The sequence below is a fragment of the Phocaeicola salanitronis DSM 18170 genome (assembly GCF_000190575.1).
Taxonomy (GTDB): Bacteria; Bacteroidota; Bacteroidia; order Bacteroidales; family Bacteroidaceae; genus Phocaeicola; species Phocaeicola salanitronis.
On sequence record NC_015164.1, the window covers coordinates 2547299 to 2561538 of the forward strand.

Genomic DNA, 14240 nt, shown 5'->3' on the forward strand with positions numbered 1-14240 from the left:
TATAAACGAAAAGCCACTACCCCGATTAGGATAGTGGCACAAATATATAACGAAAAATAATCGTAAATCAATGGATTTCAATGCGTTAAATTCGTAAAATCCAAAAACGAATTAAACGAATTTCAAGCGGATAGATAAGCCTTCAATTCCTCTATGGCAACATGGTCTTCCCCGATGTCCTTTATCAGTTTTTTGCTGCCTCCGAAAGGTGTGGTAAGGTTCCTGTACGCTTTCTGTATTCCCCTTTCGTGTACGATGTTGAGGTCTGTGTATTGCTGTTGCAGTGCGTTCCGGAAAGTCTTTATGGGACAGGGGCGCATGAAGCGGTATTCCACCAGTGCGATGTACAGTCGTGCGATGTCCGTTTCGGTCGTATGTGTTTTCAGCCTTGTTCCGATTCTTTCCATAATGACATCCTTGTTCTCTATCAGCAGCTCCGGCAGGGTGCGTGTGTCGGCTTTTCGTCCGGCACTCTTGGGCTGTCCTTGCTGTAGGCTGTCCGTATCTTCCGTTTTGGTTTCTTCAATGTTTTCTTCATCCTCAATAGACCATTCCACGAGGTTGTTTTCCTCAATGGCTTTCTGCTGCTTCCTGAAAGCCACCCAGTCCTCTTTGGTTCTCATGCCGCTGCTGATGCTCTTTTTGATGATGAACCTGACCATGTAGGAAACAAGCCATTTGTATAGTCCGGTAATACCTTTTCTTTTGGCCAGTTCCTCTCCCTGTTCCACCATGCACTCATAGCTCCGCCCGTAGTACAACCATGCGAGCATGGCAGGTATGATGCTCCGCCTTTTTGAATGATGGAACTCGTTCACAATCTTTTGGGCAAGGTCAGAATCCAGAAGCACATTCTCCAGTTCCTCGAAATCGGAGATTTTGTCGTCTCCGATCCGTCTGCGTGTGGCTTCCTTGTATCTCGGTACCAAGGTTGTGGCAACCTTGAAAACCTTTACGAATCCATTGAACTCCTTGTCGTTCATTTCTTCCACGAAAGTCGCATATTCATCGGGGTGGCTGTCAAGCCACTCCCTTATCAGTCTTTTGAAATTGTCGTATTCCTGTTGTCCCATATAGGCTTAGTCTAAAAGTTTAACGAGGTCTTTCTTCATCTCTTCGTCAATATCCCTGTACCGTCTGAAAGCCTTGCTGCCTTCCTTGTGTCCCGACAGTGCCGAAACAAGATTCGGGTCTTTCACCTTCTTATAAATATTACCGATGAAGGTGCGTCTTGCAAGGTGGCTGCTTGCCACTTCATAAAGCGGTTTTTTGACTTCATCACGTGTCAACGGGTCTAATATAGTGACAATCCTGTCCACTCCTGAAAGTTTGAATATCTTTTTTATTGCCTCATTATATTTCTGTTCGGAAATGAACGGCAGGAGTTTTCCCTCATGGTCTTTATACCGTTCGAGAATTTCCTTTGCCTTGTCGTTCAACGGAACACGTACCGTTACAGGATTGCCCTCTTTGGTTTTCTTCGGTATGTATTCAATGGCTTCATTCACCACGTTCAGTTTGGTCATTCTGTACAGGTCGCTTACTCTGCATCCTATAAGTGTCTGGAAAATGAAGATGTCCCTCTGTATCTCCAGTTGTGGAGTGGCTGACAGATCAGCATTGAAAATCTTGTCCCTTTCTTCAAGGTTGATATAAACAGGGGTTCCGTATTTGCACTCCTCTATCGGAAACTTGTCAAACGGTCTGTTGGCGGTCAGATTGTTGTCGAGGCACCACAGGAAGAATGTGCGTATTCTTGAAAAGCAGTCTATCAGGGTATTTTTCCCTCGTGGTTGCGGAGTTCTCTTTTCTGGAATGGCTTCATAAATGCTTGGGTACAGTTCATAATACTGGTATTCGTTCTCGAAGAAGTCCCACATGTCCCGAAGCGTTTCAGGCGTGACGGTATCAATATCAAGAACAAATCCTTTTTGTCCTCTTTTTGTTTCCCGTACATACAGTTCATAACGCAATAAGGCTCTTTTTACCACCCTGAAATTCTTTTTCCTTACTTCCGATAACGGATGCTTTTCCAGAAAGCTGTCAAACAGCTCTCCGAAAGTCGGCTTGATGACAATCTCTTCCGGTGTGAAATACTTTTCAGGATGATAATATCTGTCTAAGGTCAGTTTCAGCCATTCTTTATCAACGGACTCTTTTTCCGTATGAAAGGATTTTTCCACATAGGTTTTCAGCTTTCGTATCTCTTCATTTATGCCAGTCCTTAAATCTTCGTTGCAGACAGCTTTTGTTTTTACACACTCTGCTTTTTCATCCCACAGGTTGGGATTGATTGAAAGCTGGGTAGGAGCAACAGAATCAAGCTGTCTTCCATTTCTCAGACGGATATAAATAGTTGCGGTTGATTCAGTATCATACCGTTTTGCCGCTTTTTTAATGATGAAAGTTACTTTCATAGGCTTACAGGTTAAATATCTATCTGGATGCAAATATAGATATTTTCCCCACATTTTCCCCACATCTGCTAAATAATTTGCAATCGGATTAATTCGGATTAAAATTTAATATGATTGTAAATAGTTGATATATAGTTTTATTAATGTATTTTTCTGCGTTTTTCTTTTTACCCACATTTTCCCCACTTTAATTATTTCAAATGCGGGTCTGGGTACGAGGTAAAAGCTAAGTCATTGATAGTTCAATGCTTAGCTTTTTCTTATTTTATCCGTATCTATGAAAGGAATTTGGGCTTACCCGATTATCAGTAAGGTTAACATAGAGTTTCATCAGCCTAAAAGGAAAGAACCTGAAGTCAATGACTCCTCTAAGTTATGCCATGAACCATTTTGATACGAAGAACAAACGCGAACGCCCATACAGGCTGAGACGAACGGTCCTACCGGGCACGTCAAGCGGTTACGTTGCACGACACGTACGCCCGTGTTTGGGAGTGTCGCAAGTCATTTGTGCTATAAACGCCCTCGAAAATATTCAAACACTTACGCTAATAACGAATACACGGCTGCTGATATACGTGCCGCAACTTGGGAAGCCTGTGACTCATTGCCCTTAAAATCTTTGATAAATACAGCCAGCGCATAACTTACACCGTTGGGCAGACAAATGTAGGCAACATCATTATGGGCTGCAAGGACTCCGTTTTCGGTATAACCGGAACCGGTCTTGTGGGCAATAGATATCCCTTCCTTTCCAAGGAGAGGGGCTGCGATACGGTCTTTCCCGGTAGTACATTCACCCAAAGATTTCATGATGAAGTCTTGCTTCTCACGGCTTACAAGAGCATCCGTAAACAGCCTGTGAATCAGCATCGCCGCTCCAAGCGGAGATGTACAGTTGGCATAGGCTTTCGCATGGTCTGCCGCCATCTCCGATTCTGTATAAGCTATCCGGAAACTCGAACGGGGAATGAGCGTAGCGATAAAACTATCTGTTTCGGCAACACTTACCAAGCGCTCAAACAGGAGATTGCTCGCGTTATTGTCACTTTGAATGAGTGTATAACGCAACAAATCCCTGACCGGTAAAGTAATCAATGGCTCCCGATGCTCCTTCAGCATGGGACTCCATGTCTTAGGGTCAAGGTCTTCCCGCCGGATAGTCAATGAAGTATCAAGAGACAATCCGTCTTGGTCAAACCGGTTGCAAATAGCCAATGCCTGATGAAGCTTGAACACGCTCATCATCGGATAAATGCTTTTGTTATTGACGGTAACGGTATCGGAGTTGTTGACAATAAGAGCCACCCCGACCTCACCCGGACAGGCTGATACGATTCGGGAGATGCTGTCGGTCAGGACATTAGCCAATGACATGCCAGCACGACCGCCTTTCACCGGTTGGGAAAAGAATAAAGTCAAACCTGCAACGCAGGCCAAAGCCAAGCACAAAAGAACGATATGTTTTTTCCTGATTGTTGCCATCTTCTACTACAATTAATTAACCGCTTGCAAAGATACATGATTTTACCGAAAAAAGATAAAGCCGGAAGCATTTGAGAATTTTGTTTCACTTTACAAGAAAAGCAATATGCACAATGCGGCAAGCTCTAAATTCACGGTTACAAAGATAAGGCTTTTACCTGAAGAAGATACCTGTGCACTTGTACTTCATTATATAAGTTTCCCTTCAATATTATCTGCCTCTCCAGCACGATTACTAATCGTGCAGCGTTACGATTACTAATCGTATCGGTTGACGATTACTAATCGTACAAGCTACGAAGTTATGTTGCTCAGGCGGACAAGGCATGTATTACTTCCCGAGAACATACGTATCCTGACAAAACAAAACCGGCATATAGCTGATTCACATCAGATATATGCCGGTTCATACGGTTAAGAGGGTCTTCCGATTGCCTCCCTGTACGTTTGCAGCAAGTAATGAAATTACTTACGCAGACCGAGTTCCTTCACAATGGCACGGTATCTTTCGATGTCGCGGTTCTTTAAGTAAAGCAACAAAGAACGGCGCTTTCCTACCAATGTAGTCAGAGCTCTTTCAGTGCTATAATCTTTTCTGTTGAGCTTCATGTGCTCAGTCAGGTGAGAAATACGGTATGAAAACAATGCAATCTGAGATTCAGGCGATCCAGTATCAGTGTTAGACTTTCCGTACTTTTCAAAGATTTCTTGTTTTTTAGCTGCGTCTAAATACATAGTTTTGACTGTTTGATTATTAGATAAAATTCGATTTGCGGGTGCAAAGATAGGAATAATCTTTCAGATAGCAATACGTTTACAACATTTTTCTTATGGAAATAAAGCGTGAATCCGCATTTTTTTGTACCTTTAGCCCGATTAAAATAAAAAAGTTTCACACAAAACCTTAGTACAACATGAATACACATCTTCATGCCCGGTTCATCAGGCTCGCCTGCTGGCTCTGCCTCTTGCTTCCGCTCGGAAGCATGGCACAGGAGGTATCTGTCTCACACTTAACCACCGAACACCTTGCCAACCCCATGGGAATCGATACGTCCACACCCCGGCTAAGCTGGCAATTGGAATCGGACCAAAAGAACGTCCGGCAAGAAGCGTATCATATCCTGGTCGCTTCCACGCCGGAATTGCTGGCGCAAGACAAAGGCGACCTTTGGGATTCGGGGAAAACAGCATCCGCCGAGTCACAAAACATCGTATACGCCGGAAAAGCATTGAAAAGCGACACCCGGTGCTATTGGAAAGTGAAAAGCTATACATCGGCGGGCGAAACGGCTTGGAGCGAGACCAGCCGATGGAGCGTCGGGCTATTGGGAGAAGTGCATTGGAAAGGAAGATGGATTGGCTGGGACCAGCCCTCCGCATGGGACAGGGAAGATGCCCATAGCCGTCTGAGCGCGCGCTACCTGCGCAAAGAGTTCGAGGTAAAAAAGCCCGTCAAGCAAGCCACGGTCTACATCTGCGGGCTGGGCATGTACGAACTGTTCATCAACGGCAAGCGGATAGGCGACCAAGTGCTTGCCCCTCTCCCTTCCGATTACCGCAAGACCTTATTCTACGACACATACGATGCAACGTCCTTGCTTACAGACAAGAATGCCATCGGTGTCACACTGGGGAACGGACGCTACTACACCATGCAGCAACACTACCGGACCTATAAAATCGTCAATTTCGGTTATCCCAAGCTCCGCATGAACCTGCTCATCACGTATCAGGACGGAACCACCGAAACCATCAAGAGCGATACCGACTGGCGCATCACCACCGACGGCCCCATCCGGAGCAACAATGAATACGACGGGGAGACGTATGACGCACGCAAGGAACTGGGCGACTGGACCCTGCCCGGATATGACGATAGCCAATGGAAACCGGTGCAACGTGTCGGAGCACCGGGAGGAACTCCGCGTGGAATGATTACTCCGCCGATGAAGGTCATCAAAACCATCCAGCCGGTGCATATACGTGCGAAGGGCGACCGATATATAGTGGACATGGGGCAGAATATAGCCGGATGGCTCCGCGCACGTATATGTGGAAACGAGGGTGACACCATCCGCCTGCGCTTTGCCGAGACTTTGACACCCGAAGGAGAACTGTACACCGCCAACTTGCGCGAAGCACAATCCACCGATTATTATATATGCAACGGGAAGGAGAACGGAAAGACCTGGGCGCCCCGCTTCGTTTACCACGGCTTCCGCTATGTGGAAATATCCGGATACAAGGACGCGGAACTCTCCGACTTTACGGGTGAGGTGGTAAGCGATGAGGTAGAGCCTACCGGCACGTTCGAGTGTTCCGACGAGACCCTGAACCGTGTGTACAAGAATGCCTGGTGGGGTATTTTAGGAAACTATAAAGGCATGCCCGTCGATTGTCCGCAACGCGACGAACGCCAGCCTTGGCTGGGCGACCGCACCATGGGATGCTGGGGCGAAAGTTACCTGTTCGACATCAACACGCTTTATAGCAAATGGACGCGCGACATCTGCGAATCCCAGCGCGAGGACGGATGCTTCAGCAATGTCGCTCCGGCTTTCTGGATGTATTATGATGACAATGTCACCTGGCCTGCCGTGCTTCCTTTCGCCTGCGACATGCTTTACACCCAGTTCGGAAACCGGGAACCGATGGAACGGTGCTACCCTGCCATCCGCAAATGGATGCTTCACCTGCGCCGGGAATACATGCAAGACGGGCTGATTACCAAAGACAAATACGGAGACTGGTGCGTTCCGCCCGAATCGCTGGAACTGATTCATAGCAAAGACCCGGCACGCATCACCGACGGGACATTGATTTCTACGGCTTATTACATCAAATTGCTCGATGTCATGCAACGCTTCGCCTCCCTGCAGAACCTGAAAGAAGACCAGGCGCAATGGGCTGCATGGGCAAAGGAGATGAAAGAAGCGTTCAACCGCAAATACCTGCATATCCGGCGGAGAACTTCCCAAAAGCCCGGGCATCCGCTTTATCCCGACAGTGTCTACTATGGGAATAATACGGTGACTTCCAACGTATTGCCATTGGCATTCAACATCGTCCCCAACGATTGCAAGGAAGATGTTGCCAAACAAATCGTTTCTACCACCATTCTGAAAAACGGAGGACACATCAGTTGCGGAGTCATCGGCGTACAATGGCTATTGCAGGAACTTTCCCGGAACGGCTTTGCCGATGTCGCCTTCCTGCTGGCTTCGAAAAAGACATATCCTTCGTGGGGGTACATGGCAGAGCAAGGAGCCACCACCACATGGGAACTCTGGAACGGGAATACCGCCGACCCCAAGATGAACAGCGGGAATCATGTCATGCTGTTAGGCGGCCTCCTGCCCTGGTGCTACGAGCATGCGGCAGGCATCCGAAGCGACAGCACCCAGACCGGGTTCCGGCATATCATCTTGAAGCCGGACTTTGACATACAGAACTTATTCTGGGCAAAAGCCTCCTACCGTTGCCCGTACGGCACCATCAAAAGCGCATGGAAAAAGACACTGACCCACCTGGAGTGGGACATCACCATACCGTGCAACACCACGGCTGAAGTCCATCTTCCCGACGGGAGAGTAGAGCAAATCGGCTCGGGAGACTATCACTATTCGGCAGACATTCCCGCACTTCACCCAGCGGTACTCGAAAACCAGTTCCTCTATGAAAAAGCCTCATTCCCCGAATGCCATGCCTCTACGATTGTAGAACTGGAAAACGGGGACTTAGTGGCTGCCTTTTTCGGCGGAACCAAAGAGCGCAATCCGGACGTATGCATCTGGGTATGCCGCAAGCCGAAAGGAAGCGACACGTGGACGGAGCCGGTGAAAGTAGCCGACGGAGTATTCGACCTGAACGACCCGGATGCCAAGATAGCCGGCATCACCGCCGATATCAAAGACCACCGGAAAGCTTGCTGGAACCCAGTACTGTTCCAAGTGCCCGGAGGAGACCTGTTGCTCTTCTTCAAAATCGGACTGAACGTGCCCGACTGGACAGGTTGGCTGGTACGCTCTAAAGACGGAGGAAAGACATGGAGCCGGCGCGAAGCACTTCCCCAAGGCTTTTTAGGGCCGATTAAAAACAAGCCCGAATTTATCAACGGACGCATCCTCTGCCCTTCGAGCACCGAAGGAGAACAAGGCTGGCGCATCCACATCGAATATTCGGACGACATGGGCAAGACGTGGAAAACAACAGGCCCGATACCCGCAGAGCTGGAATTCCCCAGCCAATACCGGAACATGAATGCGGACGAAAAGGAAAAACGCCCCATTCTGGTTATCCAGCCCAGCATCCTGAAACACAAAGACGGTACCTTGCAAGTCATCTGCCGCACCCGCAACTCGCACCTTGCCACTTCGTGGAGCAAGGACAACGGAAGCACCTGGAGCAAGGTGACACTCATTGAGGGTCTGCCCAACAACAATTCGGGAACCGATGCCGTCACGTTGCAAGACGGACGCCACGCACTGGTATACAACAACTTCAGCCCGCTATTAGGCGACAAGAAGGGCGTGCGCACGCCTATCAACCTTGCCTTGTCGGACGATGGCATCCACTGGACTCCTGTGCTCACGCTGGAAGATTCGCCGGTACGCGAGTATTCATACCCTGCCATTATCCAAGGGAAAGACGGGAAATTACACATTACGTTCACTTGGAGACGCGAACTTATTAAATACATGGAGATTGATTTGAACAAATTGGAGAAAAAATAGTAACTTTGCGCCCAAATAATAGGTATAGTATGCAAGACATTAGAAACATTGCCATCATTGCCCACGTAGACCATGGAAAGACAACGCTGGTGGACAAGATGATGCTGGCGGGACATTTGTTCCGCAACGACCAGACCAATGGTGAACTGGTATTGGATAACAACGACTTGGAACGTGAAAGAGGGATAACCATCCTTTCGAAGAATGTATCTATCAACTATAAGGGTACGAAAATCAACATCATCGATACGCCGGGACACGCCGACTTCGGTGGTGAAGTGGAACGTGTATTGAATATGGCAGACGGATGCATCCTGCTGGTAGACGCTTTCGAAGGCCCGATGCCGCAGACACGTTTCGTGCTGCAGAAAGCATTGCAAATCGGCTTGAAACCCATCGTAGTAGTGAACAAGGTAGACAAGCCCAATTGCCGTCCCGAAGAAGTATATGAAATGGTGTTCGACCTGATGTTCAGCCTCAACGCAACAGAAGACCAGCTGGATTTCCCCGTATTATACGGCTCGGCAAAAAACAACTGGATGGGCGAAGACTGGAAAACGCCTACGGGCACTATCGAACCGTTGCTGGACGCTATCGTAAAATACATTCCTGCCCCCAAGCAACTGGAAGGCACCCCGCAAATGCTGATTACATCGCTCGACTATTCATCGTACACGGGACGTATCGCCGTGGGGCGTGTTCACCGCGGCACCATTAGCGAAGGCATGAACATCACGCTGGCAAAACGCGACGGAAGTATGGTGAAATCCAAAATCAAGGAAGTACATACCTTCGAAGGATTGGGACGCAAGAAAGTGCAGTCGGTGTCTTCGGGCGATATCTGTGCGGTAATCGGTATAGAAGGATTTGAAATCGGCGACACCATCTGCGATTTCGAAAACCCGGAACCGCTTCCCCCTATCGCCATCGATGAGCCTACGATGAGCATGTTGTTTACCATCAACGACTCTCCTTTCTTCGGGAAAGAGGGCAAATACGTAACTTCTCGCCACATACAAGACCGCCTGATGAAAGAGCTGGACAAGAACCTCGCCCTGCGCGTCCGCAAGACCGAGAATGAAGACGGCAAATGGATTGTATCGGGACGTGGTGTGCTGCACCTTTCGGTACTGATTGAAACCATGCGCCGCGAAGGCTATGAGTTGCAGGTAGGTCAGCCGCAGGTTATCTACAAAGAGATAGACGGGGTGCGTTGCGAGCCGATTGAAGAACTTACCATCAGCGTTCCCGAAGAATTTGCCAGCAAGATGATTGACATGGTGACCCGCCGTAAAGGCGAAATGGTTTCGATGGAAACGCAAGGCGACCGTGTGAACATCGAGTTCGATATGCCATCGCGCGGTATCATCGGATTGCGTACCAACGTATTGACTGCATCGCAAGGAGAAGCCATCATGGCACACCGCTTCAAGGAATACCAACCCTACAAGGGAGATATTCCACGCCGCACCAACGGGTCGATGATTGCCATGGAAAGCGGTACTGCCTTCGCGTATGCCATCGATAAGCTGCAGGACCGCGGACGCTTCTTCATCTATCCGCAAGAAGAAGTCTATGCCGGACAGGTAGTAGGCGAACACGTGCATGAGAACGATTTAGTGATAAACGTCACAAAGTCGAAAAAACTGACCAACATGCGTGCATCGGGTTCGGACGACAAGGCACGCATCATCCCTCCGGTCGTATTCTCGCTGGAAGAAGCATTGGAATACATCAAGGAAGACGAATACGTAGAAGTAACACCCAAGAGCATGCGTATGCGTAAGATTATCCTCGACGAGACCGAGCGCAAACGTGCGAACAAGAACAGCTGATACGTAATAACGGCATAAAAATAAAAAAGCACGGAAAAAGTTTTTTTTAATTCAATAAAGACCTTAATTCCGTGCTTTTTCTATTTTTACCGCTGGTTGATAATTTCAATAATACCAGGCAACTCTGTGATAGAATCAATAACATAATGCGCACCAGCTTTCAGCATACGGAAACGGACGTCCGGACGGCAGATTATCAGAAGTTACACAATTATCCACCACATACCCTTTACAGGCTGCAGCCGGAATCACCACATCCATCATCTGCCGCGTATAACCCGAAGTAAAACCTATCTTAATGCCCACTTCGTGCAATCCTGACATTGTTTCCACACGGCAAGGCATTCGATGGCTACGCTCTCATTGGCTGCCGGAGGCGACCTTTACACGGTTGGCAAGTTGCGCGGACATACCAGTATAAACTCTACAAAAGTCTATGCCGATGTGGTTATGGAGACTAAGATTGAAGCGGTAAAACGAATATCGGATTTCTTCTCAACCCAACATTGAAAAAGCCATTTTGAGCATTTAGTGTGGACTTCTGAAATTCAATACATTAAAACAAAAGAGCCGACTAACGTACCACCAGACTATAAAACTCATGAAGGAACAATTCACGTTCTATTATGCCATTCTTATTATATTACTATAGAATTATTTTTATTGATTATCAGTTAAATCTCTCCGCGTTTATTATCTAAATCAATTATTATTAGTAATTTTGCAACAAAACTTAAATGGCACTACTCCGTAATGGTGGGAATAGGGATCAATTCAGAATGAAGCAAGAAAATGAACTAAAATCGCTTTTGACAAATCAACAATTTGAAGCCTCGGATAATAGGGAACCATTACTCGCTCAAGCAAAAGCGTGTGCAAACGGCTATGCATTAGCAACAGAAGGCATAGCAGTTGTATCAGATTTTCAAAACAACGAATGCCATATTTATGCCGGAAAATTCGGTCAAACTATAATGAATCTTCCAGAATATATGGTAGACCGTAAATCTGCCTTTGAGGACATCGTATTCAGTCATGCAAAAGAAGACGAACTTATTGAACGTCATGTACTGGAACTTCGTTTCTTCAACTTTACAAAAGAACTTTCAATAAAAGAAAAGACAAATTTTTCAGCTTCATGCATCCTTAGTTTTTACCGGACCGGAGACAATGAAAAAGTCAAAATACTCCATACAACGAGATATTTCAGCTGTAGTGCCAACGGAAGTGTTTCACTCGGTCTATGCACTTACATCCCGTACCCTATTTCCCATAACCGACAAGATGGAATAATTGTCAATCTATTGACCGGGGAAACGGTTGGACGAGACATATACGAAGCGAGTGACCGTAAAATTCTTAGCCGCCGACAACTTGAAATACTGTCCTTGATAGCCAAAGGAGTGCCAAGCAAACAAATTGCCGACAACTTAAACATATCCATTTATACGGTTAATCGCCATCGTCAGGATATTTTAGCGACATTAAAAGTTGCCAATACCGCAGCCGCAGTAGAAATTGCATTAAGAATGAACCTTATTTAATGTGCATGCCTGCTTCATGATTGGTTAGAAATCAGTGTTGCACCGGATATTATTGGTTCTTAATTTTGCATTCATATAACAAAAGCGAAATATCTGTATGAACAAATCAGCTGGTATATTAGAAATTGAAGCAGGCATAACAGTAATGCACAATGGATTTGAACGTATTTTTAGTTCCGTTCCAATTCACTTTGGCAAAGGTGTTTCTCTTGCAAACGGTGCTTATATTTATTGCACCGGAAAAGGTGATGACATCTATATAGGAGATTATAGTATTATAGGTGGGGAGCTTATTTTGTCTCCGGGAACAAGAATTGGCACTCATTGTTCTTTTGGTACTGGAACTATAATTGTTGCAGGTAGTTTTTGTATCGGAAATGGATGTGTCATGTCACATGGATGTACTATAACTCAGGATGTTCCTGACAATTCGCTTGTTATCGGCCGTAGAGGGTTGATATTCAATAAATAAAACTGGCATCTATATTGAACAGATGCAAAAAGTGGTTAGAAATCAGTATTGCGCACATCTTATATTCTATCTAATTTTGCAACCGCAAATAAATCACAAGGAAGTTGCAATTTGATAAAAATCAAATCAATATCACAATGAAAAAATTGGTATTTATCGCAATCATTACAAGTCTTGCTATGACTGGATGCACCCAGAAAGAGTCAGAGAAAAAAGTAGGAAGTCCTGACAAGAAAGTTACAGCGGAAAACATTAAACTCGCTACATGCAATATCAATGTAGGAGGAATCCGTTTTACAAAGTCTAAAAACGGCGGAGAGAATGCTGTCACCCTTTTGGATGACACCCTCAAATTTGTGGCCGGTCCCCAAACGGATTATTTCCGTTCTCCGGACGGAAGCGTTGTAAATAGCTCTGCCGTCATCTTTACAGAGGTTGACAACACGAAGCCTTTCACTTTTACGGCTAAAGTACAGCCGGACTTCACCGAAACCGGAACATACTCGGCTGGTGTGCTATACGCATACGAGAATGATACGCATTGTCAAAAACTATGTTTCGAACAGGATGAATATGGTGTTCATCGTGTGGTGTCTGTTCGCACAATAGGCACTTCCGATGACAATAACCATCAGGCAATTATCGGTCCGTGGGTTTATATGAGATTATCATCCGATGGCACTACTCTTGGCAGTTATTTCTCAGAGAATGGAGAAATATGGCACATGGCTCGTCTCTACAAGAATGATTTTCCGGAAAAGCTGCTTCTTGGCCTGAGTTCCCAAAGTCCTAAAGACGATGCACACACCTGCTATTTCACAGAAATATCGCTTAAGCAAGAGGCTGTTGCCAATTTTCGCATAGGTAAACTCAACGAGGAATAAATTCCACACCTTAGTACTATTATCAGATTTTAACAAACATATTGAACATTTCAACAAATGAAGAGAAATCAATTTTTCATAGCATTGTCGCTGCTTGCATGCACTCTGTTGTCATGTCAAAATGAGAAACAACAACCGTCAACAGCAAACAAATCAAATATGGGAAAAAATGACACAATCTTAAAGCCATTTGTGGCGGAAAACTTGTTTTGGATCCGTGAGCCCCAAAAATATACAATCACGGACTCTTTGATTACAATCGTTTCAGAACCTCACACCGACCTGTGGCAGCGCACCTATTATGGGTTCAGCAACGACAATGCTCCAGTGCTGCAAATGAAAACCTCTAACATGTTCTTTTCTTTCACTGTAAAGACATCGTTCAACAGTTCGGCCTTGTTCGATCAGTGCGGAATCGCAATCTATCTTGACAGTGACAACTGGATGAAGGCGTCAATTGAATACGAGAACGAGGAATATCAGAGATTGGGTAGTGTTGTGACAAACAATGGATATTCCGATTGGGCCACGCATGACATTCCCTCTTCCATAAAGGAAATGTGGTATCGTCTTAGCCGTCGGGGAAGCGATTATTATATAGAGACAAGTCTTGACGGTACCACTTTCCACCAAATGCGTACATTCCATTTGGATAAGGGTGATGGAGAGATTTCGTTCGGAATATATGCGGCAAGCCCGGTTGACCATTCATTCACCGCACAGTTCTCTGAAATGAAAGTCGGCGAGTGTAAATGGCAGCCATGGTCAGCGGAAGATACAGGATTCAAACAGACTGCAAACAAGTAAACTGTAATCCAAAGAAAAATTAAGGTCATAATGTCCAAATAGAAAGATTTACCCCTGTCA

General features: G+C 46.1%; 11 protein-coding genes and 1 pseudogene. 7 read left to right on the forward strand and 5 right to left on the reverse strand.

Features of this window, described 5'->3' with window-relative positions:
* Positions 1-122: 122 nt before the first annotated feature.
* The 4 genes from BACSA_RS11100 to rpsO form a co-directional block, all read right to left on the reverse strand.
* Entirely contained in the window at positions 123-1073 is a 951-nt protein-coding gene (locus BACSA_RS11100) for a DUF6043 family protein (protein WP_013618199.1), read from the reverse strand.
* Between the two features lie 6 nt (positions 1074-1079).
* Positions 1080-2417 carry a site-specific integrase gene (locus BACSA_RS11105; RefSeq protein WP_013618200.1) on the reverse strand — a complete coding sequence of 446 codons (1338 nt, stop codon included), beginning with the start codon at positions 2415-2417 and terminating at the stop codon, positions 1080-1082.
* Positions 2418-2960: 543 nt separating this feature from the next.
* Complete coding sequence (gene bla / locus BACSA_RS11110; protein WP_013618201.1) at positions 2961-3902, reverse strand: class A beta-lactamase, subclass A2; 942 nt, start codon at positions 3900-3902, stop codon at positions 2961-2963.
* 465 nt (positions 3903-4367) lie between these two features.
* Positions 4368-4637, reverse strand: coding sequence for a 30S ribosomal protein S15 (rpsO, locus tag BACSA_RS11115; protein ID WP_013618202.1), 270 nt, complete (start codon positions 4635-4637; stop codon positions 4368-4370).
* Between the two features lie 179 nt (positions 4638-4816).
* Between rpsO and BACSA_RS11120 the strand changes: the two genes are divergently transcribed.
* A complete protein-coding gene (locus BACSA_RS11120; RefSeq protein ID WP_013618203.1) occupies positions 4817-8638 on the forward strand; it encodes a family 78 glycoside hydrolase catalytic domain in 3822 nt (1273 codons plus the stop codon).
* A 29-nt stretch (positions 8639-8667) separates the two neighbouring features.
* Positions 8668-10473 carry a translational GTPase TypA gene (typA, locus tag BACSA_RS11125; RefSeq protein WP_013618204.1) on the forward strand — a complete coding sequence of 602 codons (1806 nt, stop codon included), beginning with the start codon at positions 8668-8670 and terminating at the stop codon, positions 10471-10473.
* Positions 10474-10638: 165 nt separating this feature from the next.
* Here typA and BACSA_RS20850 read toward each other — a convergent pair.
* A pseudogene (locus BACSA_RS20850) lies at positions 10639-10800 on the reverse strand (phosphonoacetaldehyde hydrolase); the annotation flags it as partial.
* A gap of 21 nt (positions 10801-10821) precedes the next feature.
* Here BACSA_RS20850 and BACSA_RS19365 point away from each other — a divergent pair.
* The 5 genes from BACSA_RS19365 (at position 10822) to BACSA_RS11150 (ending at position 14180) form a co-directional block, all read left to right on the forward strand.
* A complete protein-coding gene (locus BACSA_RS19365) occupies positions 10822-10983 on the forward strand; it encodes a hypothetical protein (protein WP_083802582.1) in 162 nt (53 codons plus the stop codon).
* 269 nt (positions 10984-11252) lie between these two features.
* Positions 11253-12017, forward strand: coding sequence for a response regulator transcription factor (locus BACSA_RS11135; RefSeq protein ID WP_041584371.1), 765 nt, complete (start codon positions 11253-11255; stop codon positions 12015-12017).
* A 97-nt stretch (positions 12018-12114) separates the two neighbouring features.
* Positions 12115-12489, forward strand: a complete 375-nt coding sequence (locus BACSA_RS11140; protein ID WP_013618206.1) for an acyltransferase — start codon at positions 12115-12117, stop codon at positions 12487-12489.
* Between the two features lie 137 nt (positions 12490-12626).
* Positions 12627-13373, forward strand: coding sequence for a DUF1349 domain-containing protein (locus BACSA_RS11145; RefSeq protein WP_013618207.1), 747 nt, complete (start codon positions 12627-12629; stop codon positions 13371-13373).
* A 159-nt stretch (positions 13374-13532) separates the two neighbouring features.
* Positions 13533-14180, forward strand: a complete 648-nt coding sequence (locus BACSA_RS11150; RefSeq protein WP_013618208.1) for a DUF1349 domain-containing protein — start codon at positions 13533-13535, stop codon at positions 14178-14180.
* Positions 14181-14240 lie beyond the last annotated feature (60 nt).